Source organism: Streptomyces sp. SD31 (assembly GCF_052068475.1).
Lineage (GTDB): Bacteria > Actinomycetota > Actinomycetes > Streptomycetales > Streptomycetaceae > Streptomyces.
In genome coordinates this window covers 165,046-188,652 of record NZ_JBQHCX010000022.1, presented here as the reverse complement: position 1 = coordinate 188,652, position 23,607 = coordinate 165,046, and the positions used below count along the sequence as shown (strand labels likewise).

The following is a 23,607-nucleotide window of genomic DNA, read 5'->3' as shown; positions in this document are numbered from 1 at the left end:
CGCTAAGGAAACGATCACTCCAAGTACAGCTAAAGATTCTTACGTATCCTTAGCACTCGTGAAGACAGGGATCGCACGGACAGAGCTGACGGAGCTTCCCCTCGACCAGGTGCGGACATTGCTCGCGGTGGTGGACGAGGGCACCTTCGACGCAGCCGCCGCCGCGCTGCATGTGACACCGTCGGCGGTGAGCCAGCGGGTGAAGGCGCTGGAGCAGCGCACGGGGCGGGTGCTGCTGGTGCGGACGAAGCCGGTGCGGCCGACCGAGTCGGGCGAGGTCGTCGTCCGGTTCGCCCGTCAGCTGGCGCGGCTGGAGCGCGATGCGCGGGCCGAGCTCGGCATGAGCGGTGCCGGGGAGGCGACCCGGGTGTCGATCGCGGTCAACGCCGACTCGCTGGCGACCTGGTTCCTGCCGGCTCTCACACGCGTGCCGCAGGAGCCACGGCTCGGCTTCGAGCTGCGCCGGGAGGACGAGAGCCGTACGGCGTCGCTGCTGCGGGAGGGCCTGGTGATGGCCGCGGTGACCTCGTCACCGGAGGCGGTGGCGGGGTGTTCCGTGCGTGCGCTGGGCCGGATGCGCTATCTGGCCGCGGCGAGCCCGGAGTTCGCCGAGCGGCATCTCGGCGGCGCGCTGCGGGACGCGCTGGTTCACGCGCCGGTGATGACCTTCGACCGCAGTGACGATCTCCAGGACGGCTTCGTCCGGGGGCTCCGGCGCAGCCGCACCGGCGCGAGTGCCGTACGGCACTACGTCCCCACCTCGGAGGGCTTCCTGTCCGCCGTGATCGCCGGACTGGGCTGGGGCATGGTCCCCGAGGTCCAGGCCGAGCCCCTCCTCAAGGACGGCCGCCTCGTACAGCTGGCCCCGAAGCGGCCGGTCGACGTTCCGCTGTACTGGCAGCAGTGGAAGCTGGATTCTCCGGCGCTGGTCGCGGTGACGGAGGCGGTGACGGCAACGGCGGCGGAGGCGCTGCGCGGCTGAGCGGGCCGGGGGCGGTCCTGCAGCGCCGTGAAGGGGAGCGGGGCTGTATTGATGTGCGGCTCCGCCGCGTGGGCGCGACCAGCCACGACGAGCCCGCAGACCATCGACGGCACATCGCGGCCCGACCTGCGGAGCGCTACCGCGCCTCCAACTGGGTGGCGGCGCTGTCCAGCAGCATCTCCAGCGCCGTCGGATAGGCGCTGGTCACCATCCGAGTGGCCAGCAGCGGTGCCGCCTCGGCGATCCGCGGATAGGCGGCACGCGGCAACCTGCCATACGTAGAGCGCCACACGTCCTCGTCCGCGCGCAGCGCCTCCCTCGGCAACGCCAGCGACGCCGCGTCCAGCGCGGCGAAGGCCAGCGTCTGGTCGATGAAGGCGTGGTAGATGCGCACAGTGTCCGGCAGCGAGAACCCGGCGGTGCGCAGCACGTCCAACACGGCCTCGTCGGCGGCGAGTTCATTGGCCCGGCCGGTGACCCGGCTGGTCGTCAGCGCGGCGGCCTGCGGATGGGCCACGTACGCGGCGTGGATGCGCAGCCCCACGGCGCGCAGGTCGGCCCGCCACTGCCCCGTCGGCTCCCAGCCGTCCAGCGCCTGGCCTATGAGGGCGTCGCCGATGGCGAGGGTGAGGTCGTCCATGCCGCGGAAGTACCGGTACAGCGTGCTCGGGTCGGCGTCGAGGGCGAGGCCCAGGCGGCGGGCGGTGAGGCCGGCGCTGCCGTGTTCGCGCAGCAGGCGCAGCGCCGTGTCGACGATCAGCCGCTCCGAGAGCACGGTGCCGCTCTTCGTGGGACGTCGTCGGCGCCGCTTCTCCTCCGGAACGACCGGTTTCGGCACCCTGTCCTCGCCTTCCCTCTCTCCTTATGCCAACGCCATTGACCTTACGCGAGCGGGCGGCGTTGTATCTCCGGCGGGGCCCCACCACGTCGTCACCACGGCGTAGACCTTCAGTCGTCAGTCGAGGGAGTCTTGTCATGCGTGTACTGCTTGTGGGAGCCGGCGGAGTGGGCAGCGCCGTCACCCGGATCGCGGCCCGGCGTCCGTTCTTCGAGGCGATGGTCGTCGCCGACTACGACCTCGCGCGTGCCGAGGCAGCCGTGGCGGCGCTCGGCGGTGACGCCCGGTTCCGGGCCGAGCGCGTCGACGCGAGCGACGAGGCGGCGGTGGCCGCGCTGCTGGAGCGGCACGCGTGCGACGTGCTCCTCAACGCCACCGACCCGCGGTTCGTGATGCCGCTGTTCCGGGCGGCGCGCACGGCCGAGGCCACCTATGTCGACATGGCGATGTCGCTGTCGCGGCCGCATCCGGAGCGGCCGTACGAGGAGTGCGGGGTCAAGCTGGGCGACGCCCAGTTCGAGCAGGCCGCCGAGTGGGAGAAGGCGGGCGTCCTGGCGCTCGTCGGCATGGGCGTGGAGCCGGGCCTGTCGGACGTCTTCGCCCGGCACGCGGCCGACGAACTCTTCGACGAGATCGAGGAGATCGGCGTCCGCGACGGCGCGGACCTCACCGTCGACGGCTACGACTTCGCCCCGTCGTTCAGCATCTGGACCACGATCGAGGAGTGCCTCAATCCGCCGGTGGTCTACGAGGACGGCCGCGGCTGGTTCACCACCGAGCCGTTCAGCGAGCCCGAGGTGTTCGACTTCCCCGAGGGCATCGGCCCGGTCGAGTGCGTGAACGTGGAGCACGAGGAGGTGCTTCTGATGCCGCGCTGGGTGGACGCGCGCCGGGTGACCTTCAAGTACGGCCTGGGCGAGGAGTTCGTCCGCACGCTGAGGACGCTGCACCTGCTGGGCCTGGACCGCACCGAGCCGGTGACCGTGCCGAGCGCCGCCGGTCCGGTTGCGGTCTCGCCCCGGGACGTCGTCGCCGCGTGTCTGCCGGATCCGGCGACGCTGGGCGAGCGGATGCACGGCAAGACCTGTGCGGGCACCTGGGTGCGGGGCGTCAAGGACGGCAGGCCGCGCGAGGTGTACCTCTACCACGTGGTCGACAACCAGTGGTCCATGGCGGAGTACGGCTCCCAGGCCGTGGTGTGGCAGACCGCCGTCAACCCGGTCGTCGCCCTCGAACTCCTCGCCACCGGCGCCTGGTCCGGCGCGGGCGTGCTCGGTCCGGAGGCCTTCCCGGCCCGCCCCTTCCTCGACCTGCTGACTGCGTACGGCTCCCCGTGGGGCATGCGCGAACAGTGACCGGATTCGCCGGTGTCCCACGGGGTTTCACTTACGCATCGACAGGCGACTCGAAACCGAGTAATGCATCCACCGAGGGCACGTACGACGATCGCAGGTGACTTTGATGGACGACTGGCGAGACCACGCCGCCTGCCGCCATGAGGACCCCGACCTCTTCTATCCGATCGGCACCTCCGGGCCGATGCTGCTGCAGACGGAGCAGGCCAAGGCGGTCTGCCGGCGCTGCTCGGTCCGTGAGCAGTGTCTGCGCTGGGCGCTCGACACGGAGCAGTTCATCGGGATCTGGGGCGGCACGAGCGAGAACGAGCGACGTGCGCTGCGGCGGCGGGCCCGACGCACCGGATAACCGGCGGATCAGGGACCGAGACACGTCGCGCCGCGCTGCTCACTCGGGCGCCGCGGCTCCCGGCAACCGCAGCGCGAACACGGAACCGGCACCGGGCTCGCTCACCGCGTCGACGGTTCCCCCGTGCGCGGCGACCAGGTGCCGGACGATCGGCAGGCCCAGCCCGCTGCCTCCGGTACGCCGGCTGCGGGACTTCTCCGCACGCCAGAACCGGTCGAAGACGTACGGCAGGTCCTCGGGGTCGATTCCGGCCCCCGTGTCGGCGACTTCGAGGACGACGTCGTCGCCGTCGCGCCGGGCGGTGAGCGTGACGGTGCCGTCGGCGGGCGTGTGGCGCAGGGCGTTGGAGACGAGGTTGCCCAGAGCCTGGCGCATGCGGACCGGGTCGGCGTCCAGCCAGGGGGTGCCGTCCGCCGCCGTACGCAGGCCGACGCCCGCCGTGGCGGCGGCGACGCGGTGGGCGGCGGCCACCTGGTCGAGGAGTTCGTCGGCGCGGACGGGCTCGCGGTGCAGGCGCAGGGTGCCGGCGTCGGCGGCGGCGAGGTCCTGGAGGTCGTCGATGACGCGTTGGAGGACGAGGGCCTCCTCGTGCAGGGAGCCGAGCAGGGCGGGGTCCGGGTCGACGACGCCGTCGCGGGTGACTTCCAGCCAGCCGCGGATGTTGGTGAGCGGGCTGCGCAGTTCATGGGCGATGTCGCTGACCATCGCCTTGCGCTGGGCCTCCCACCGTTCGCGCCGCTCGGTGAGGTCGTTGAAGGCGGCGGCGAGGATGCCGGTCTCGTCGCGGGTGGTGACGGGAACGCGCACATGCAGCTCGGGCGGCTGCTGGGCCGCCTCCGTCAGCGCGCGCAGCGGTCGGACGAGCCGGGTGGCGACGACGGCGGTCACGGCCACGGTGACGGCCAGCACGAGGCCGGCGGCGCCTGTCACCTTGGCCTTGTTCACCGGGGACATGTCGAACCGCACGGCGGTGGTGTCCCCGCCGCCCAGGAAGAGTTCGGCGACGGGGGCGACATACGGGTCGAGTTGGGCGCGGCGTGCCCCGTCGACACAGCGCTCCGCCTCACGCACGGCCGCGCGGTCACCGGGCCTGCCGACCTTGCCCAGGAGGTAGCGGGTGCCGAGGCGTTGCTCGGTCACGTCGACCGCGACGAACACGTCCACGCCCGGACTCGTTCCGTGCTTGCCCAGGCAAGCCCGGGAGCGCTGGGTCAGCTCGGCCAGGGCCTTCTCCTCGGTCGGCGTGGGGGTGTTGAGCAGTCCGTCGGCGCACTCTTCGGGGACATGTCCACCCGCGACGGGCCCGTCGTGGTCCGTGACGACGGGGCGGCCGCTCGGCGTCTGGACGACGTCGGCCTCATAGCCGTTGCGCGCGAAGCACTTCTGCCGGATCAGGGCGAGCTTGTCCAGCCTGGCCCGCTCCTGGCCGGTCACCCGGTACGGGCCCACCACCCGCGGATCGATGCCGCCGCGCTGTGCTCCGCGCTCCGTGTACGTGTCGACGTGCAGGGGGTCGACGGTGGCGGCGGCGCGGGGTGGCAGGGAGGTGCCGGGCGGGGCCGAGTCGGCGATGGTCCTGCGGTCGGTCGTAGTCAGGGCGATACGGCGGCCCGTCCGTGCGGACAGCGCCCGTACCGTGTCCTGCACGCCCCGCCACTCGGGGTGGGTCGCCGCGTAGCCGCTGAGCCGGGCGAGGACGTCCATGTCCTCCGCGAGGACCTGGCCCTGTTCCTCCCGCAGCGCCCGGGTGGTGGTCTCCACCGCCAGCCAGGCCGTCGCCGCCACGGAACACACGGCGATCAGCACCGTGGCGATCAGCAGCCGGACCAGGAGGCGCTTGCGCAGCGGGATGCGCCGGCTCATCCGCGGCCGCCGCTGAGCTTGTAGCCGACGCCGAACACGGTCAGCAGCCGCACCGGCCTGCGCGGGTCGGTCTCGATCTTCTTGCGGAGGTTCATGATGTGGACATCGACGGCGCGTTCGGTGGAGGCCCGGTCGGTGCCCCGGGTGCACTCCAGCAACTGCCGCCGGGTGAAGACCCGTTCGGGCTCGGCGGCCATGGCGAGCAGGATCTCGAACTCGGCCGGCGTGCACTCGACTGAGGCCCCGTCGCAGAGCACCTCGTGCCGTGCGGGGTCGACGGCGATACCCGCCGCGCGTACGACGGGTTCCTCCCGCCGGTCGGCGGCGCGCCCGCTGCGCCGCAGCACCGTGCGGATGCGGGCCATCAGCTCGCGCGGGCTGTACGGCTTGGTCATGTAGTCGTCGGCCCCGAGTTCGAGGCCGAGCAGTACGTCGTCCTCGGCCGACCGGGCCGTCAGCATCAGCACGGGGATGTCGCCATCGTCCCGGCGCAGCACCCGGCACACCCCGAACCCGTCGATCACGGGCAGCATCAGGTCGAGGACCACGAGGTCGGGCCTGAGCCTGCGGGCGGCGTCGAGGGCGGCCGACCCGTCGTGGACCACGGTGGCGGTGTGACCCTCCGACAGCAGGGAGCGGCGTATGAGTTCGGCCTGCATCTCGTCGTCCTCGGCGACCAGCACATGTGCGCACACGCGGCGGATCCTAAGCGGTCGGGGGATTTTCAGCGGGCCAGCGACTTGGCGTCGCCCATGACGACGACGGGATGCCGGTCGGGGTCGAGCGCCCGCAGCAGCTCCCTCATGTGCTCCCGCGCGATGCTGACACAGCCCTGGGTCGGCCCGTCGTGGTCGACGTGCAGCCATATGCCGCCGCCCCGGTTCGCTCCGAGCGGGCGGGTCCAGTCGAGGGGCGAAGTGCCGGGCTTGCGGTTGTAGTTGACGGCGATCACGTAGTCGAAGGAGCCGGCGAGGGGCTCGCCCTCGAAGCCGGTGCCGGTGGCGGTGAATCCGACGCCGTGGTCGTACGGCAGCCTGGTCCCGGGGTCGCGGAGCAGGCCGCCGGCGTCCGTGAGCGTGAAGACCCCGATGGGTGAGCGCAGGTCGCCGGCACGGTGATGGCCGGTCCAGCCGCGCAGGGCGTTGTGGGCGGGCCAGCTGTCGCCCGCTTCCCAGCCTGCGTCGCTGCGCTCGTAGAGCACGACGGTGGACTGCGAGGAGTTCCTGCCGCGTCCGGTGACGACGACGGCCTGCCGGGTCGCGGAGGGCACCTCGGCCCAGGTCTGCGGTCCCAGACCGGGCAGTTGGCGCGGGGCGGCCTGCGCAGTGATCTCGGGAGTGGGCGTACCCGGCGCGGCCGTGCCCGCCGTGGCCGTGGCGCCGGGCTCGTGAGCCGGTGTCGCCCCGGCTCCGCCGCCGCATCCGGTCAGCAACAGGGAGGCGGCCAGCAGCGCGGCTCGAGGTCGATCGGTGATCATGACTCGACCTTGGCCGACAGTTGTGAGGAACTCGTCAGGATCTACGGCTTGTTCGGCTTGCCCTCGGTGTACACCCAGGTGTGGAACAGGGCGTCCAACTCCTTGCCCGACACGCGTTCCGCGAGCCGGACGAACTGCGCTGTCGCGCCGTGGCCGTCGCGGCGCTCGCCCGCCCAGGTCCGCAGGATGCGGAGGAACGCCCGGTCCCCGACCGTCGTACGGAGTCGGTGCAGGGCCATGGCGCCGCGGGCGTAGACGGGGGCGCCGAAGATGTTCGCGCCGCTGCCCGGGTCGCCGGGTGGGAACGCCCACAGTTCGTCGTCGGCGGGGCGGGAGTACAGCGTGTCGAAGGTCTTCTGCGCGCTGTCGCCGCCGTGCTGCTCGCCGTAGAGCCACTCGGCGTAGGTCGCGAAGCCCTCGTTGAGCCAGATGTCCTTCCAGCTGGTCAGGGACACGGAGTCGCCGAACCACTGGTGGGCGCTCTCGTGGACGAGGGTGCCGATGTCCGGCGCCCGGTCGTACACGGGGCGCGTCTGGGTCTCCAGCGCGTACCCGACGTCCGGTGCCCGGTCCACGATCGCACCGGCGGCCCGGTACGGGTAGGGCCCGAAGAGCTTGCTCGCCCATTCCAGGACGGAGGGCAGCTTCTTCAGTACGGGTGCCGCCTCGGTGGCCTCGCGGGGGTCGACGGCGTTGTGGACCCGGATGCCGTCGCGGGTGGTGTACTGCTCGACCCGGAACTTCCCCACGGTCGCCGTGGCGAGGTAGGCGGCCATGGGTTCGGGCTGGTGCCAGCGGAAGGTGGTCCGGCCGTTCGTCGTCCACTGCCTCAGAAGGACACCGTTGGCGACGGCGGTGCGGCCCTTGGGGACGGTGATCGTGAAGTCGTACGACGACTTGTCCTTGGGGTGGTTGTTGGCCGGGAACCAGGTCATGGCGCCCTGCGGCTCCCCGGCGACGAAGGCGCCGTCGTCGGTGGGGATCCAGCCGTCGAGGGTGCCGTCCGGGTCGGTCACCGGGCCGGGGGTGCCGTTGTAGGTGACCGCGACCTGGAACACCTGGCCCTGGCGCAGGGCGTGGCGCGGGGTGACGACGAGTTCCTGTCCGTCGCGCCGGAAGTCGGCCTTGCGGTGGTCGACGGTGAGTCCGGTGACCTTCAGGCCGTTGAGGTCGAGGTCGAAGCGGGTCAGGGACCGGGTGGCGCGGGCCGTCAGCACCGCCCTGCCGTCGAGGTGACGGCTCGTCGGGTCGTAGCGGAGGGTCAGGTCGTAGTGGTTGACGTGGTAGCCGCCGTTGCCGGCCAGCGGGAAGTACGGGTCACCCGCGCCGTCCTCACCGATGGGTCCGGCCGACGCGGGCCCGGCGGTCGCGAGGAGGGCGGCCAGCGCGAGGGGGACGGTCACGATCACGGCTTCGCGGCGGAGGACGGCCGTGCGTGGGGTGGCCTGCATGGTGATGGCCTGCTTCACGTGTGCGCCTCCAGCGTGGGGGGGGTGGGCAACGGCCTCACCCTAGGCGTCGGATCGAGCGCAACCCCCTCGCCCGGGCCAGGTTGTGTCGCTTCGGCGGCCGTATGAGTGCGCGGCAGTAAGCTCCGGGAACGAATTCGCCCGAGAAAGGCACGCTTGTGAGCATTCGCGTCCGCCGCGTGTACGAACCGCCTGAGCCGGAGGACGGCGTGCGGGTCCTGGTCGACCGGCTGTGGCCGCGCGGCCTGTCGAAGGACGCGGCCCGCGTGGACGAGTGGCCCAAGGGACTCACCCCGTCGACGGAACTGCGCCGCTGGTATCACGCGGGCGAGCGGTCGTACGAGGAGTTCGCCGAGCGGTACGAGGCGGAGCTCGCCGAACCCGAGGCAGCCGAACTCGTCGACCATGTACGGGAGTTGGCGAGCAAGGGCGAGGTGACCCTGCTGACCTCGTCGAAGTCCCCCGAGCAGAGTCACGCCGCCGTGCTGGCCCGTCTCCTCCAGGCGTGACGCCTGCTTCGGTCCTGAGGAGGCGGGCCGTACGTCACCGTCAGGCCGCCTGCCGTGCCGCGGCCCGGCCCGCCGCGCGGCCCGAGAAGAGGCAGCCGCCGAGGAAGGTGCCCTCCAGGGCGTTGTAGCCGTGGACGCCACCGCCGCCGAAGCCGGCGACCTCGCCTGCCGCGTAGAGACCGTCGATGGGCGTCCCGTCGGCTGCGAGCGCGCGGGAGTCGAGGTCGGTCTGGATGCCGCCGAGGGTCTTGCGGGTCAGGATGTGCAGCTTGACGCCGATGAGGGGGCCGGCCGCCGGGTCGAGGATGCGGTGCGGGGTGGCGACCCGGCCGAGGCGGTCGCCGATGTAGCGGCGGGCGTTGCGGATGCCCTGCACCTGGGCGTCCTTGCTGTACGGGTTGGCGATCTGCAGGTCGCGGGCCTCGATCTGGCGCCGGATGCTCTCCGCGTCGAGGAGCGGCTTGTCCGTCAACTGGTTCATCTTCTCCACCAGTTGCTCCAGGTTCGGGGCGGTCACGAAGTCCGCGCCGTTGCGCAGGAACGCCGCCACCGGCCCGGGGGCTCCCTTGCCGAGCACCCGCTCCTTCAGGAATCCGGCGCGGTCCTTGGCGGTGATGTCGGGGTTCTGCTCGGAGCCCGACAGCGCGAACTCCTTCTCGATGATCTTCTGGCTGAGGATGAACCAGGAGTGGTCGTGGCCGGCGATGTCCGCGTCGGTGCGCAGGTGCCTGAGGGTGCCCAGGGTGTCGTAGCCGGGCAGGCAGGGGTCGGGCAGGCGGCGGCCGAGGGCGTCGAACCACATGGAGGACGGGCCGGGCAGGATGCGGATGCCGTGGCCGGGCCAGATGGGGTCCCAGTTCTGCAGGCCCTCGGTGTAGTGCCACATACGGTCGCGGTTGACGAGCCGTACGCCCGCCTCCGCGCTGATGTCGAGCATCCGTCCGTCGACATAGGCGGGGACGCCGGTGACCATCTCGGTGGGCGGGGTGCCGAGCCGCTCGGGCCAGTAGCGGCGGACGATGTCGTGGTTGGCGCCGATGCCGCCGGTGGTGACGACGACGGCCTGCGCGGTCAGTTCGAACTCGCCGACGCGGTCGCGGTTGGAGGCGACGCCCCGAGGCGAGCGGTCGTCGGCCAGGACCGTGCCGCGCACGCCGCGCGCGGAGCCGTCCTCGATGACCAGCTCGTCGACCTGGTGCCGGTGGTAGAAGGTCAGCAGCCCGTCGCGCGCGGCCTGCTTGGCGTACCGGACGAACGGCTCCACGACACCCGTGCCGGTGCCCCAGGCGATGTGGAACCGGGGCACGGAGTTGCCATGGCCGTCGGCGCGCAGGTCGCCGCGCTCCGCCCAGCCCACCGTGGGCAGGAACTTGATGCCGTGTCCGTCGAGCCAGGTCCGCTTCTCGCCGGCCGCGAACTCGACGTACGCGCGTGCCCAGCGCACCGCCCAGGAGTCCTCGTCGTCCGTCCGGTCGAACTGGGCGCTGCCCTGCCAGTCGTTCCAGGCCAGGTCGAGGGAGTCCTTGATGCCCAGGCGCCGCTGCTCGGGGGAGTCGACGAGGAAGAGCCCGCCGAAGGACCAGAAGGCCTGGCCGCCGAGGTTGGCGGCGTTCTCCTGGTCGACCAGCGCGACCCTCCTGCCGCGGCTGGTGAGCTCGTGCGCGGCGACCAGGCCCGCGAGCCCCGCTCCGACGACGATGACGTCGGCATCCATGGCGACCGTCCCTTCCCTCATACGGTGGTGTCGCTGCCGTCGGTGAGCAGCGCGGTGAGCAGTTGCTTCAGCCAGACGCGGGCGCGCTCGACGTCCCGGTCCAGCAGGAGTTGGACGGTGACTCCGTCGTAGGCGGCGACCACGGCGTGGGCGGCCCCCTCGACGTCACCGAGCACGGCGGGCAGTTCGGTGTGCCCACGCGCGCGTGACAGCCGGTCGGCGATCGCGCGCCTGAGCCGCGCCCGGTGTTCGAGCAGCGTCCGGGCGACCTCGGGCGCGCGGGCGGCGTACACCAGGAAGTCGGACTTCACCAGGAGCCAGTCCCGGTCGAGGAGCAGCACTTCGGTGACGCGGTCGACGGCCGCCGGTACGTCGAGCCCCGGTCCGTCGAGGGCGAGGGCCCCGGAGACCTGCTCCGCGATCAGCTCGGCCCGCTGCCGGTAGAGGGCGAAGAACAGCTCGTCCAGGCTGTCGAAGTTGGAGTAGAAGGCACCCCTGCTGTAGCCGGCGGCCTCGCAGACCTCCTCGATGGAGACCCGGCCGAACCCTTTGGCGGCGAACACCGCGAACGCGGCGTCGAGGAGGTTGGCGCGCGTGCGGACGCGGCGCCTGGTCACGCGCCCGGTCGTGCCCTCCACCGCCATGTCCGATCCTCCGTTCGATACAGGAATGTATCCGATACACCGATGTATCGAAAGAGTTCGAACTCGGCGGCGGATTTCATGGGAACAGATTTTCGAATCAGGAGTACGCTGGTTCCATGACCCCGCACCTCCAGGGCTCTCTCTTCGACCAGACCGACCAGCTCCGGCTCGACCCCCTCGACGGGGCCCGCCGTACCGTGCTCGGCTTCGGCGCCTGGATCGACGTACTGCCCGGATGGCTCGGCGGCTCCGACGCCCTGTTCGATGAGCTGGCCGCGGAGGTGCCTTGGCGTGCCGAGCGACGCAAGATGTACGACCACGTCGTCGACGTACCGCGCCTGCTCGCCTTCTACGGCGCGGACGACAAGCTGCCCCACCCTGTGCTGGAGGAGGCGCGCGAGGCGCTCACCGCGCACTACGCCGACGAGCTGGGCGAGCCGTTCGCCACGGCCGGGCTGTGCTACTACCGCGACGGCCGGGACAGCGTGGCCTGGCACGGCGACCGGATCGGGCGGGGCGCCCGCGAGGACACGATGGTCGCCATTCTCTCCGTGGGCGCGCCGCGCGACCTGCTGCTGCGGCCGATGGGGGGCGGCGGCGAGACGGTGCGCCGTCCGCTGGGGCATGGCGACCTCATCGTGATGGGCGGCTCCTGCCAGCGGACCTGGGAGCACTCGGTACCGAAGAGCACGCGCGCCACGGGACCGCGTATCAGCATCCAGTTCCGTCCGCACGGCGTGCACTGAGGCTTCGGGGGAGGCCGCTTCGGGTGCACGCGGGGGCTGCCTCCGGCGGACGGTGCCGGAGGCAGCCCTTCCTCTGGGCGAAGCCCCACCGCGCCCCCACACTGGTCCGGGTGAGCGCTGAGACACAGGCACCGGCCACCGCGCCCCGGCGCGGCGAGCTGGACGCGCTGCGGATCCTCGTCGTCGTCGGGCTGGTCTTCTTCCACTCGGCCCTCGTCTTCTCGCCGGACGACGACTTCTACGTCAAGAACGCGGAGACGACCGACGCCATCACCGTGCTCGCCGGGTTCGGGGTGGTGTGGGCGATGCCCATGCTGTTCCTCGTCGCCGGGCTGGGCTCCCGGTACTCGGTCCACCGCCGTGGGCCGGCCCGTTTCACCCGGGAACGCCTGCTGCGCCTGGGCGTTCCGCTGGTCTTCGCGACGCTCGTCCTGTGCCCGCTCCCCCAGTGGCTGCGGCTGCGGGCCGCCGACCCCGGCTACGACGAGTCGTACTGGCGTTTCTGGCCGCGCTTCCTCACCGTCCGCCCGGACGCGACCGACTTCCCCTTCGTCCTCGAAGGGGAGCACTTCGAGACCGGCCATCTGTGGTTCGTCGTCCTGCTCCTCGCCTTCAGCCTGCTCCTCGCCCCGGTCGCGACGCGGCTCGCGGCCTGGACGGAACCCGTCGGACAGACGGTGGCGCGGCGCCCGGCCCTGCTCCTCCTGCCCGCCCTGCCGCTCGCCGCGATCAACGCCTTCCTGGGCATGGAGGAGGGCTTCGCGGGCTGGAACCGCTGGGCCTACCTGGTGTTCTTCCTCTTCGGTTACGTCCTCGCCGACGACGCACGCGTGCGTGCCGTGCTGCGCCGACTCGCCGTGCCGGTGGGCGTGTTCGGGGTCGTCCTGTTCGCGGGGACCGCGCCCGGGTTCCTCGCCCTGGACGACCCGTTCACCGAGCGCAGCCCGCTCGCGCTGGCGACCAGGGCGCTGTTCGGGGCGGCGGGCTGGTGCTGGGTCGTGGCGATCCTCGGGCTGCTGGACCGGCCACGCGAGGGTCGGCGAGGTGAACGTCGGCCGCCGTCGCGCGCGATGGTGTATCTCGGGGTCGCCGCCCTGCCGCTGTACGTCCTGCACCAGCCTGTCGTGGTCGCCTTCGCGTACGGCGTGGTGGGCTGGTCGGCACCGGTCGTGGTCAAGTACGCCATGATCGTGACTGGTTCTCTGACGGTGATCCTCGCGGTGTACGAGTTCCTCGTGCGCAGGACCCGGGTGACGCGGTTCCTGTTCGGGATGCGTACGGCCCCGCCGGTCACACGGCCCTCGTGATCTGCTTTGCTGGGTCCGTCGGGCACGGACCTCACCACGCGGGACGATCATGCGGGCAGATGTGCAGCAAGTCGCGGACGGTACCTACCTGGTGCACGGCAGCAACACCAACTGGGTCATCCTGACCGAGGGGGACGCGGTCACGCTGATCGACACCGGTTACCCCGGGGACCGGGCCATGCTCCTCGCCTCGCTCGCGGAGGTGGGGAGTGCGCCGGAGGCGGTCACGGCCGTACTGATCACGCACGCGCACACGGACCACCTGGGCAACGCCGAGTACCTGCGCACCACCCACGGCACGCCCATATACCTGCACGAGGCCGAACTGCCGCACGCCCGCCGGGAGTTCCTGCACCAGGTCAACGTCGGCACCGTCCTGAAGAACGGCTGGCGGCCCGGTGTCCTGCCCTGGGCCATCCACGCGATCCGCTCCGGCGGCACGGCACACGTCCCGGTGACCTCCCCCGAGCCGTTCCCGTCGGACGGCCTTGCGTCGGACGGCCCGCTCGATCTGCCCGGCCGGCCCGTCCCGGTGCACACGCCCGGCCACACCGACGGCCACTGCGCCTACCACCTGCCCGACGCCGGTGTGGTGATCGCCGGAGACGCCCTGGTCAGCGGACACCCCACCTCGCGGATCAAGGGACCGCAGCTGCTGCCCGACATGTTCCACCACGAGCGTGCCCGTGCGGTGGCCTCGCTGGACGTGCTGGCAGGGCTCAAGGGCGAGGTGCTGCTGCCCGGGCACGGACCCGTGCACCGGGGGCCGGTGCGAGAAGCTGCTCTTCAGGCGCGGGAGCGCGCACTTTAGGGTGAGGTGACGATCACCGGCGAGGCGAGGACGAACGGCCCATGGCACTGCAGATCAGCGCGACCAATCCGGAGCACCCCGCGCTCCTGCTGGAGCTGCCCTGGCAACTGCCCCTGGAGCAGTGGCCGGAGGAGGTCCTGGTCCCGCTGCCGCGTGGTATCTCCCGCCACGTCGTGCGGTACGCCCGCGCCGGCAGCGAGGTCATCGCCGTCAAGGAGCTCGCCGAGCGTCCGGCGCTGCGCGAGTACGAGCTGCTGCGCGACCTGGACCGGCTCGGCATCCCGTCGGTGGATCCGCTGGCCGTGGTCACCGGGCGCACCGACACGGCCGGCGGCCCGCTGGAGTCGGTGCTGGTCACCCGGCACCTGGGCGGCTCGCAGCCGTACCGCTCGATGTTCGAGACGACGATGCGGCCGGCGACCATGCACCGTCTGATGGACGCGCTGGCCGTGCTGCTGGTCCGCCTCCACCTCGCCGGGTTCGCATGGGGCGACTGCTCGCTGTCCAACACGCTGTTCCGACGGGACGCGGGCGCCTACGCCGCGTACCTGGTGGACGCCGAGACGGGCGATCTGCACCCGCAGCTGAGCACCGGCCAGCGCGAATACGACCTGGACCTCGCCCGGGTCAACATCAGCGGCGAGCTGCTCGACCTGGAGGCGTCCGGGGCGCTGCACCCGTCCGTCGACCCGATCGAGTTCGGCATGGAGATCTGCGCCCGCTACGAGAGCCTGTGGCAGGAGCTGACCCGCACCTCGGTCTACCCGGCCGGCAAGTACCACTACATAGAGCGCCGCATACGCCGCCTGAACGACCTCGGTTTCGACGTGGCCGAGATGCAGATCGAGCACGCCACGAACGGCGACACGGTCACCTTCGTGCCCAAGGTCGTCGACGCCGGCCACCACCAGCGTCAGCTGCTGCGCCTGACGGGCCTGGACACCGAGGAGAACCAGGCCCGCCGGCTCCTGAACGACCTGGAGAGCTGGATGGCCACCCAGGACGACTACGCCCCGGGTGACCCGCTCGGCGCCCGCCCGGAGGTCCTCGCCCACCGCTGGGTGCGGGACGTCTTCCGCCCCACGGTGCGGGCCGTGCCGCTAGAGCTGCGCGGTTCCATGGACGCGGCGGAGATCTACCACGAGCTGCTCGAACACCGCTGGTACCTGTCCGAGCGGGCGCAGCACGACATCGGCTGGGACACGGTGGTCGAGGACTACATCAGGAACATCCTGCCCACGGCCCGGGAGACGCTGCAGCCGACGGCGTCCGACTGACTCGTCCGCCTGACTCCTCCGACCGGCTCAGGCGGGCGGTACGACCGCCACCGGGCAGTCCGCGTGGTGCAGGACGCCGTGCGCCACCGAGCCGATCCGGGCGCCGACCGCCGTACGGTGGGCGCGGCGGCCGACGACCATCAGCTGCGTCCGTCCGGCGACCGACAGCAGCACCTGCCCTGCGCTGCCCATCTCCACGTGCTCGACCACCCGGACGTCCGGGAAACGCTCCCGCCACGGCCGCAGCGCCTCACCGAGCGCCTTCTTCTCGTACGGCTCCAGCCCCCCGGCCTCGTCGAGGAGCTTGAGGGAGGCCGGGCTGTAGGCGAACAGCGGCGGCAGGGTCCAGGCCCGTACGGCGCGCACGGTCGCGCCGCGCGCCGCGGCCGTCTCGAACGCGAACCGCAGCGCGGCGGCACTGTCGTCCGCGTCGCCGTGCTGGCCCACGACGATCTCGCGCCCCGCCGCCTCGGCGGACGCCTGTTCCCCGGCTCGTACGAGGACGACCGGACTCTTGGCCTCGGCGATCGCCTGCTGTCCGACGGAGCCCAGCAGGAACCCGACGACCGCGCCGTGCCCGCGCGATCCCAGCACCAGCATCTCGGTGTCCGCCGCCGCGGCGACCAGCGCGTCGACGGGCCCGCCGTCGAGGACGTCCGTGGTCACCGCAAGGCCCGGATGCCGTTCGGTGACGGTACGGGCGGCTTCCGCCAGTCCTTCCCGCACCCACTGGGCCTGGGTGTCCGGGTCCCCCGCGTCGATCGCGTCCTGCGGCTGGTACCGCCAGGCGTGCACCACCCGCAGCGCGAGTCCTCGCCGGACCGCCTCCCTCGCCGCCCAAGCCAGTGCGGCGAGGCTCTCCTCCGATCCGTCCACCCCTGCCGTGATCGGGCGCGTCATTCCGGCTGCCTCCTCGTGTCGTGGTCATGTCCTTCGGGCACCAGTCTTCACTACCCTGCGCCCATGGCCTTGGAGTGGGAACAAGTCAACGTGGACGCGGCCGACCCGGCGGCGTTGGGACGCTGGTGGGCCGAGGCACTCGGCTGGGTCGTGGTGAACGATGCGGCCGACGAGTACGAGATCCGGCCCGAGAAGGACCGGCTGCCGGGCCTGCTCTTCGGCCGGGTGCCGGAGGGCAAGACCGTCAAGAACCGCCTCCACCTCGACTTCCGTCCCGACGACCAGGACACGGAGGTCACCCGCCTGCTCACCCTCGGCCCACGCCACGCGGACGTCGGGCAGAGCGGCGAGGAGCCGTGGGTGACGCTGGCGGATCCCGAGGGCAACGAGTTCTGTGTCCTGGGGCCGCGGCGCGGCTGATCCCCTCAAGATCACGGCCTGTCAGGACCCGTCCCGGTACGGCGTCGGCCTCATGCGTTTGTCGTACGAATAGAGCTGCCAAGCGTCGATCGGCTGGGGAGAGCGACGGAGGCGCTCGGCCACCTGCCGGGCGAGGGCCGCCGTGTCCAGGTGAGGTGGGTCGATCTCTGCGATCAGCTGCCCGAGGCTCTTGGAGCCGGCTTGTAGTCACGCGGGAGGTCGAGAAGCTGATCGATCCAGCCGTCGGCAGCAGGCATGACGGCAGTATGCCGACCGCATACCAGAGCGAAGCCGGACGATCGAACATACGATGGCCCGGAGTCGACGCGACGGGCGCGCCACCGGACGTGATCGCCGTGCCGAGAGCGACACTCGGGGTGGGAGACGTATGGCACAGGCCGCCGACACAGCACGGGCCGTCATTCTGACCGTGGACGACGACCCCGGGGTCTCCCGTGCGGTCGCCCGCGATCTGCGGCGGCGCTACGGTGCGTCGCACCGGATCGTGCGGGCGGAGTCCGGCGAGTCCGCGCTGGAGGCGCTGCGGGAACTGAAGTTGCGTGGTGATCTCGTGGCCGTGATCCTGGCCGACTACCGCATGCCGCAGATGAACGGCATCGAGTTCCTCGAACAGGCGCTGGACGTGTATCCGGGGGCACGGCGGGTGCTGCTCACCGCCTACGCCGACACGAACGCGGCGATCGACGCCATCAACGTCGTAGATCTTGACCACTACCTGCTCAAGCCGTGGGATCCGCCGGAGGAGAAGCTCTACCCGGTCCTGGACGACCTGCTGGAGGCGTGGCGGCGCAGTGACTACCGGCCGGTGCCCAGCACCAAGGTGGTCGGGCACCGCTGGTCGGCGCGTTCCTCGGAGGTGCGGGAGTTCCTGGCCCGCAACCAGGTGCCGTACCGCTGGTACTCCGCCGACGATCCCGAGGGGCAGCGGCTGCTGGCCGCGGCCGGGCAGGACGGGGAGCGGCTGCCGTTGGTGATCACGCCGGACGGGACACCGCTCGTCGCCCCGGAAGCCCCCGAACTGGCGGCGCAGGTCGGGCTGGCCACGACACCGACGGCCGACTTCTACGACCTCGTCGTCATAGGCGGCGGCCCGGCCGGGCTCGGCGCGGCCGTGTACGGGGCGTCGGAGGGCCTGCGGACCGTGCTGGTGGAGCGGTCGGCGACCGGCGGTCAGGCCGGGCAGAGCTCCCGGATCGAGAACTACCTCGGCTTCCCGGACGGCGTGTCGGGCGCGCAGCTCACCGACCGGGCCCGGCGCCAGGCCGCGAAGTTCGGTGCCGAGATCCTCACCGCGCGCGAGGTGACGGCACTGGAGGCCGGCGGCGCCGCCCGGATCGTACGGTTCTCGGACGGCTCGGCGGTCGCCGCGCACAGCGTGATCCTGGCGACCGGCGTGACCTACCGGCAGCTGGCGGCGCCCGGCTGCGCGGACCTGACCGGCTGCGGGGTGTTCTACGGCTCGGCCCTGACGGAGGCGCCGTCCTGCCAGGGCCAGGACGTGTACATCGTCGGCGGCGCCAACTCCGCGGGGCAGGCGGCGATGTATCTGTCGCGGGGCGCCAAGTCGGTGACGCTGCTGGTGCGCGGGTCGTCGCTGTCGGCGTCCATGTCGCACTACCTGATCCAGCAGATCGACGAGGCGCCGAACATCTCGGTGCGCACCGGCACGGAAGTCGAGGCCGCGCACGGCTCCGGCCACCTGGAGCAGCTGACCCTGCGTGACGTGGAGAGCGGGAAGACCGAACTCGTCGACGCCCAGTGGATGTTCGTGTTCATCGGCGCGGCCCCGCTGACCGACTGGCTGGGCGAGACGGTGCTGCGGGACGAGCGCGGGTTCATCCTGGCCGGACCCGACCTGACGTCCGACGGGCGGCCGCCGGCCGGCTGGGAGCTGGACCGGCCGCCGTACCACCTGGAGACCAACATCCCCGGCGTGTTCGTGGCCGGTGACGCGCGCGCCGAGTCCGCCAAGCGGGTCGCGTCCGCCGTCGGTGAGGGAGCCATGGCCGTGATGCTCGTCCACCGCTATCTGGAGCAGTCATGAGCGGGCAGTCGATGCCGTGCGACCCTCAGGAGATCGGGTCGCTGTTCCTGTTCGAGAAGCTCACGCCCGAGCAGCTCGGCAGGCTGTGCAGCGAGGGACGGGTGGAGAGGTTCGAGCCCGGTCCCGTGTACGCCGAGGGCGATCCCGCGACCTGCTTCTACGTGATGGTGGAGGGCACCGTCGTGCTGTCCCGACGGGTCGGCGGGGACGACGTGGAGGTCACCCGGACCTCCCAGCGCGGGGTGTACTCCGGGGCCTGGCAGGCCTATCTCGGGGACCGGGTGCCGCAGGTCTACAACAGCTCGATGCGGGTCACCGAGCCGACGCGGTTCTTCGTGCTGCCCGCCGACACCTTCGCGGCCGTGATCCAGGAATGGTTCCCGATGGCCCTGCACCTGCTGGAAGGCCTCTTCTTCGGCCAGAAGAGCACCCAGTCGGCCATCAACCAACGCGAACGACTGCTGGCGCTGGGCTCGTTGTCCGCCGGACTCACACACGAGCTCAACAACCCAGCGGCGGCGGCCGTACGGGCGACCGCGACGCTGCGGGAGCGGGTGGCGAAGATGCGGCACAAGCTCGCCGTCATCGCGCAGGGCTCCTACTCCCCCGAGGTCATGGCGAACCTCATCGACATCCAGGAGCGCACGGCCGAACGCGTCGCCAAGGCACCGGCGTTGAGCCCCTTGGAGGCGTCGGACCGGGAGGACGAGCTCACCGACTGGCTGGACGACCACGGCATCCAGGAGGGCTGGCGGATCGCGCCCACCTTCGTGCAGGCCGGCCTGGACGCGGACTGGCTGGATCAGATCGCGGCGGCCGTGGCCGAGGAGATCCTGCCGAGCGCGATCGGATGGCTCAACTACACCGTCGAGACCGAGCTGTTGATGGACGAGATCAACGACTCCACCAACCGCATCTCCCACCTCGTCGACGCCGCCAAGCAGTACTCCCAGCTCGACCGCGCCCCCTTCCGGAACGCCGACGTGCACGAACTCCTCGACAGCACCCTGCTGATGCTGTCGGGCAAGATCGGCCGACGGATCAAGGTCGTCAAGGAGTACGACCGTGCGCTGCCGAAGATCCCGGCCTATCCGGCGGAGCTCAACCAGGTGTGGACGAACCTGATCGACAACGCGGTCTCCGCCATCAACGGCGCGGGCGGCGAAGGGACGTTGACCGTGCGGACCGCGCCGGATCACGACCGGCTGTTGGTGGAGTTCCGGGACACCGGGGTCGGGATTCCGCCGGAGAACCGGGGGCGGATCTTCGATCCCTTCTTCACGACGAAGCCCGTGGGTGAGGGCACCGGGCTCGGCCTCGACATCTCCTGGCGGATCGTCGTCAACAAGCACCACGGCAGCATCCAGGTGGAGTCGCAGCCGGGTGACACTCGCTTCCAGGTGCTGCTACCGCTCACATCGGTCGAGGAGGAGCCCGCATGACCAGCTACAACGGAATCGACCCGAGCGTTCCGCCGAGCGGGAACGGGTGTGTCGAGTGCGATGCGGCCGGGGGTTGGTGGTTCCATCTGCGGCGGTGTGCGCAGTGCGGGCATGTGGGGTGTTGCGACAGTTCGCCCGCGAAGCATGCGACGGAGCATTTTCGCGACACTGGGCATCCGTTCGTGCAGAGCTTCGAGCCGGGTGAGGACTGGTACTGGAACTACGGGACGGACGAGTTGTACGAGTCCGGGCCGGAGTTGGCGCCGCCGGTGAGTCATCCTGCGGATCAGCCTGCGCCGGGGCCTGCGGGGCGGGTGCCGGATGATTGGGCCAAGACGTTGCGTGCCCAATAGCTCGGGGGCTTGTGTCCGTTGGCGGCTGCGGGCTGTCCGTGGTTGATCGCGCCCACGCGGCGGAGCCGCAAATCGATACAGCCCGCGCCCCCCAACAGGTCGGCACAGGCGCTGTCAGTGGTGAGTGACAGGATGTATGCGTGTCGCAGACCTCATTCAGCACGCCGTTGATCGGGCGGGAAGACGAGCTCGACCGGCTCTCCGGTGTGCTGAAGCGTGCCCGGAGTGGTGAGAGCCGGGCCGTCTTGATCGCCGGTGATGCCGGGGTCGGCAAGACCCGGGTACTGGACGAGGTCGCGGGGCGCGCTGCTGCGGACGGGATGACCGTGCTCACCGGTCACTGCGTCGATCTCGGCGACGTCGGGCTGCCGTATCTGCCGTTCACCGAGGTGCTGGGCGTAGTCGCCGGTGAGGAGCGGTTCGCGGAGGTGCTCGCCGCGCACCCTGTGGTCGAAGGGCTGCTGGGCGGCGGGGCGGACGCCGTGAGGGACCGGCTGCGGTTGTTCGAGGGCATCGCGGGGCTGCTCGCCGATCTGGCGGACGTCGCGCCCGTACTGCTCGTTCTGGAGGACCTGCACTGGGCCGACCAGTCGTCGAGAGATCTGCTGCGGTTCCTGCTCAGCCGCGGGATTCTGCAGCGGCCCGCGGGTGGGGTGCCCCGGCACCGGCTGGCGGTGTTCGCGTCGTACCGCGCGGACGATCTGCATCGGCGTCATCCGCTGCGGCCGCTGCTCGCCGAGTTGGTGCGACTGCCCGCCGTCGAGCGGCTCGAACTGCGGCCGCTGGCGGACGTCGAGGTGGCGCGTCTGGTGCGGGCCGTGCAGGAGCGGCCGCTGTCGGACGTCACGGTACGGCGGATCGTCGAGCGCGCCGAGGGCAACGCCTTCTACGCCGAGGAACTGGTCGCGGCCACGGACACCGAGGCCGGCGGGGTTCCCAGCGGGCTGGCCGACGTACTCCTCATACGGTTCGAGCAGCTGTCCGACACCGCCCAGCAGGTGCTGCGTACGGCCGCCGTCGCGGGGCGGCGCGTCGAGCACGAACTCCTGCGGGGCGCCGTGGGCATCCCGGAAGAGGAGCTGGAGGCGGCGCTGCGGGAGGCGACCGGGCGGCAGTTGCTCGTGGCCGGCGACGGCGACACGTACACGTTCCGGCACGCGCTCGCGCGTGAGGCGGTGTACGCCGATCTGCTGCCCGGTGAACGGGCCCGGCTGCACGGCGCGTTCGCCCGGCTGCTCACCGGACGCGGCCGTCCCGCCGAGACGGCGGCGGAGCGCGCCCACCACTACCGCGAGAGCCACGACCTGGCCGAGGCGCTGGCCGCGTCGCTGGAGGCCGCCGGCCACGCGCACGGTGTCGGCGCTCCCGCCGAGGAACTCCGGCATCTGGAGACCGCCCTGGACCTGTGGTCGTCGGTGGAGCCGTCGGCACGGCCCTCGGGCGAGTGCCACGACCGGGTGACGCTCACGCTGCGCGCGTCGGCGGCGGCCGCGCACGCCGGGGAGGCGCACCGCGCGGTCTCCCTCACCCGCTCCGCGCTCGCGGGCGTCGGCCAGGACACGGACGCCGAACTCGCCGCCCGGGTCCGCTACACCCTTGCGGGCAACCTGATCGGCGTCGACAGCCTGACGGCGGCCTTCGCCTACAGCAGCGAGGCGCTCGCGCTGATCCCCGCCGAGCCTCCGTCGCGGACGTGGACGTGGGCGGCGGCCACGCATGTCATGGCGGCACGCCAGGTCGGAGAGAACGAGACCGCGCTGCGGCTCGGCCGCGAGGCCCTGCGCACCGCCGAGCAGCTGCAGGTGACGGATGCCCGGGCCGACCTGCTCATTTCCCTGGCCGGACTCGAGGGAGGCAGCCGCAGCACGCCGGAGGGCCGTGAACGGCTGTGCGAAGCCCGGGAGTTGGCGCGGCGTGCGGGCAACGCCCCGGTGGAGATGCGCGCGCTGTTCAACCTCGCCATCGGCTGCTACGAGTCCGGTGATCTCCAGGAGTGTCTGTCCTGGCTGACGGAGGGCCTTGACCGGGCCCGGCGTGCCGGGTTGCTGTCCTCGTCGTATCCGCTGGCGATGCGGTATCTGCGGCTGCTGTTGCTGTACACGCTGGGCCACTGGGACGAGTGCCTGAGCGCGGCCGCGGCCGACAGCGAGGTGCTGCCCGCGGCGGGCGGATACGCGGCCGGTCCGGCGCTGTACGTCGCTCTCGCACGCGGCGACCTCTCGGCCGCCGAGCAGGCCCGTGCCCTGCTGGAGGGGCCCTTCGACTGGATGGGCACGCTCGTCGCGGGCATCGCGCTCACGGACGCCGCCGCGCTGCGCGGTGACGCGGAGGCCGCGGTGGAGCGGATGCGGTCCGCGGTCGCGGCCCTGACCGACGAGGCGGGGACGCTGCCCGATGCCACGGTCCGGCTCGCCGCCCTCGCGCTGGCCGCGGTCGCCGACCGTGCCGCCCAGTCGCGCCTGACCGGCGACGAGGCGGGGGTGCGCCGCTGGGCGGACACGGCGACCGAGCTGGTCGAGCTGGCCCGGACGACTGCCGTGCACGGCGAGCAGGGCACGTCACAGGGGCCGGAAGGGATGGCCTGGCTGGCCCGTGCGGAGGCGGAGTGGGTGCGGGCGGTGTCCGGGCCGGACGTGCGGGCGTGGGCGAAGGCGGTGGCCGCTGCCGACTACGGCGACGACTACGAGCGGGCGCGGTGCCGACTGCGGCACGCCGAGGCCCTGTTGGCCGCGGACGACCGCGAGGCGGCGGCGGCCGAGGCCCGGACGGCGCGCGAGACGGCGGCCCGGCTCGGCGCGACGCTCCTGCTGGAACGGCTGGACGCCCTGACCCGCCGGGGCCGTCTCGCGGAAGCCCTCAGCGACCGCTCCTCACCGCTCACGGCCCGCGAGCAGGAGGTCCTGCTCCTCCTCGCGCTCGGCCGCAGCAACCGGCAGATCGGCGAGGAGCTGTACATCACCGGTAAGACGGCGAGCGTGCACGTCTCCAACATCCTCGCCAAGCTGGGCGCGGCGAGCCGTACGGAGGCGGTGGCGATCGCCTATCGGGAGGGCTTGATCACCCGCGAGGAGACGGTCGGCTGACTC

Annotated in this window: 21 protein-coding genes; 13 read left to right on the top strand and 8 right to left on the bottom strand. The window is 71.8% G+C overall.

What is annotated here, in order from left to right; translation table 11 throughout:
- The first annotated feature begins 58 nt into the window (after window positions 1-58).
- The gene (locus ACTMVF_RS37560) at window positions 59-982 is read left to right on the top strand and encodes a LysR family transcriptional regulator ArgP (protein WP_441275559.1); all 924 of its coding nucleotides are present in this window, start codon (window positions 59-61) and stop codon (window positions 980-982) included.
- Window positions 983-1,118: 136 nt separating this feature from the next.
- On the opposite strand, the gene ACTMVF_RS37555 is transcribed toward ACTMVF_RS37560, so the two are convergent.
- Window positions 1,119-1,820 (bottom strand): TetR/AcrR family transcriptional regulator, encoded by a 702-nt coding sequence (locus ACTMVF_RS37555; protein WP_441275558.1) that lies wholly within the window; start codon window positions 1,818-1,820, stop codon window positions 1,119-1,121.
- A 137-nt stretch (window positions 1,821-1,957) separates the two neighbouring features.
- Between ACTMVF_RS37555 and ACTMVF_RS37550 the strand changes: the two genes are divergently transcribed.
- Together ACTMVF_RS37550 and ACTMVF_RS37545 are read left to right on the top strand one after the other, a co-directional pair.
- Entirely contained in the window at window positions 1,958-3,175 is a 1,218-nt protein-coding gene (locus ACTMVF_RS37550; protein ID WP_441275557.1) for a saccharopine dehydrogenase family protein, read from the top strand.
- A gap of 106 nt (window positions 3,176-3,281) precedes the next feature.
- The gene (locus tag ACTMVF_RS37545; protein ID WP_441275556.1) at window positions 3,282-3,524 is read left to right on the top strand and encodes a WhiB family transcriptional regulator; all 243 of its coding nucleotides are present in this window, start codon (window positions 3,282-3,284) and stop codon (window positions 3,522-3,524) included.
- 39 nt (window positions 3,525-3,563) lie between these two features.
- On the opposite strand, the gene ACTMVF_RS37540 is transcribed toward ACTMVF_RS37545, so the two are convergent.
- From ACTMVF_RS37540 to ACTMVF_RS37525, 4 genes are read right to left on the bottom strand one after another with little or no spacing between them, the layout of a single operon-like run.
- On the bottom strand, window positions 3,564-5,387 hold the full coding sequence (locus tag ACTMVF_RS37540; protein WP_441275555.1) for a sensor histidine kinase: 1,824 nt from the start codon (window positions 5,385-5,387) through the stop codon (window positions 3,564-3,566).
- Window positions 5,384-6,082, bottom strand: a complete 699-nt coding sequence (locus ACTMVF_RS37535) for a response regulator transcription factor (RefSeq protein WP_441275554.1) — start codon at window positions 6,080-6,082, stop codon at window positions 5,384-5,386. Before ACTMVF_RS37535 ends, ACTMVF_RS37540 begins: the two co-directional genes overlap by 4 nt.
- A 29-nt stretch (window positions 6,083-6,111) precedes the next feature.
- The gene (locus ACTMVF_RS37530; RefSeq protein ID WP_441275553.1) at window positions 6,112-6,864 is read right to left on the bottom strand and encodes a L,D-transpeptidase family protein; all 753 of its coding nucleotides are present in this window, start codon (window positions 6,862-6,864) and stop codon (window positions 6,112-6,114) included.
- A 41-nt stretch (window positions 6,865-6,905) separates the two neighbouring features.
- Entirely contained in the window at window positions 6,906-8,315 is a 1,410-nt protein-coding gene (locus ACTMVF_RS37525; RefSeq protein WP_441275578.1) for a M1 family metallopeptidase, read from the bottom strand.
- Window positions 8,316-8,491: 176 nt separating this feature from the next.
- On the opposite strand from ACTMVF_RS37525, the gene ACTMVF_RS37520 reads away from it, so the two are divergent.
- Window positions 8,492-8,842: a DUF488 domain-containing protein gene (locus tag ACTMVF_RS37520; RefSeq protein ID WP_441275552.1), complete on the top strand. Its 351-nt coding sequence runs from the start codon at window positions 8,492-8,494 to the stop codon at window positions 8,840-8,842.
- A gap of 40 nt (window positions 8,843-8,882) precedes the next feature.
- Here ACTMVF_RS37520 and ACTMVF_RS37515 read toward each other — a convergent pair whose 3' ends face one another.
- Together ACTMVF_RS37515 and ACTMVF_RS37510 are read right to left on the bottom strand one after the other, a co-directional pair.
- On the bottom strand, window positions 8,883-10,556 hold the full coding sequence (locus ACTMVF_RS37515; protein ID WP_441275551.1) for an FAD-binding dehydrogenase: 1,674 nt from the start codon (window positions 10,554-10,556) through the stop codon (window positions 8,883-8,885).
- A 17-nt stretch (window positions 10,557-10,573) separates the two neighbouring features.
- Window positions 10,574-11,200, bottom strand: coding sequence for a TetR/AcrR family transcriptional regulator (locus ACTMVF_RS37510; protein WP_441275550.1), 627 nt, complete (start codon window positions 11,198-11,200; stop codon window positions 10,574-10,576).
- A gap of 116 nt (window positions 11,201-11,316) precedes the next feature.
- Between ACTMVF_RS37510 and ACTMVF_RS37505 the strand changes: the two genes are divergently transcribed.
- The 4 genes from ACTMVF_RS37505 (at window position 11,317) to ACTMVF_RS37490 (ending at window position 15,341) form a co-directional block, all read left to right on the top strand.
- Window positions 11,317-11,946, top strand: a complete 630-nt coding sequence (locus ACTMVF_RS37505) for an alpha-ketoglutarate-dependent dioxygenase AlkB (RefSeq protein WP_441275549.1) — start codon at window positions 11,317-11,319, stop codon at window positions 11,944-11,946.
- Window positions 11,947-12,056: 110 nt separating this feature from the next.
- Entirely contained in the window at window positions 12,057-13,253 is a 1,197-nt protein-coding gene (locus ACTMVF_RS37500) for an acyltransferase family protein (protein ID WP_441275548.1), read from the top strand.
- A gap of 49 nt (window positions 13,254-13,302) precedes the next feature.
- A complete protein-coding gene (locus ACTMVF_RS37495; protein ID WP_441275547.1) occupies window positions 13,303-14,064 on the top strand; it encodes an MBL fold metallo-hydrolase in 762 nt (253 codons plus the stop codon).
- A gap of 41 nt (window positions 14,065-14,105) precedes the next feature.
- Window positions 14,106-15,341, top strand: a complete 1,236-nt coding sequence (locus ACTMVF_RS37490; protein ID WP_441275546.1) for a DUF4032 domain-containing protein — start codon at window positions 14,106-14,108, stop codon at window positions 15,339-15,341.
- 27 nt (window positions 15,342-15,368) lie between these two features.
- Here ACTMVF_RS37490 and ACTMVF_RS37485 read toward each other — a convergent pair whose 3' ends face one another.
- On the bottom strand, window positions 15,369-16,241 hold the full coding sequence (locus ACTMVF_RS37485) for a universal stress protein (protein WP_441275545.1): 873 nt from the start codon (window positions 16,239-16,241) through the stop codon (window positions 15,369-15,371).
- 63 nt (window positions 16,242-16,304) lie between these two features.
- On the opposite strand from ACTMVF_RS37485, the gene ACTMVF_RS37480 reads away from it, so the two are divergent.
- The 5 genes from ACTMVF_RS37480 (at window position 16,305) to ACTMVF_RS37460 (ending at window position 23,604) form a co-directional block, all read left to right on the top strand.
- Window positions 16,305-16,661, top strand: coding sequence for a VOC family protein (locus ACTMVF_RS37480; protein WP_441275544.1), 357 nt, complete (start codon window positions 16,305-16,307; stop codon window positions 16,659-16,661).
- A gap of 388 nt (window positions 16,662-17,049) precedes the next feature.
- Window positions 17,050-18,726 (top strand): FAD-dependent oxidoreductase, encoded by a 1,677-nt coding sequence (locus ACTMVF_RS37475; protein ID WP_441275543.1) that lies wholly within the window; start codon window positions 17,050-17,052, stop codon window positions 18,724-18,726.
- Window positions 18,723-20,168 (top strand): ATP-binding protein, encoded by a 1,446-nt coding sequence (locus ACTMVF_RS37470; protein WP_441275542.1) that lies wholly within the window; start codon window positions 18,723-18,725, stop codon window positions 20,166-20,168. The genes ACTMVF_RS37475 and ACTMVF_RS37470 overlap by 4 nt, the downstream gene beginning before the upstream one ends.
- Window positions 20,165-20,521: a UBP-type zinc finger domain-containing protein gene (locus ACTMVF_RS37465; protein WP_441275541.1), complete on the top strand. Its 357-nt coding sequence runs from the start codon at window positions 20,165-20,167 to the stop codon at window positions 20,519-20,521. The genes ACTMVF_RS37470 and ACTMVF_RS37465 overlap by 4 nt, the downstream gene beginning before the upstream one ends.
- A gap of 140 nt (window positions 20,522-20,661) precedes the next feature.
- A complete protein-coding gene (locus tag ACTMVF_RS37460) occupies window positions 20,662-23,604 on the top strand; it encodes a helix-turn-helix transcriptional regulator (protein WP_441275540.1) in 2,943 nt (980 codons plus the stop codon).
- Window positions 23,605-23,607: the final 3 nt, after the last annotated feature.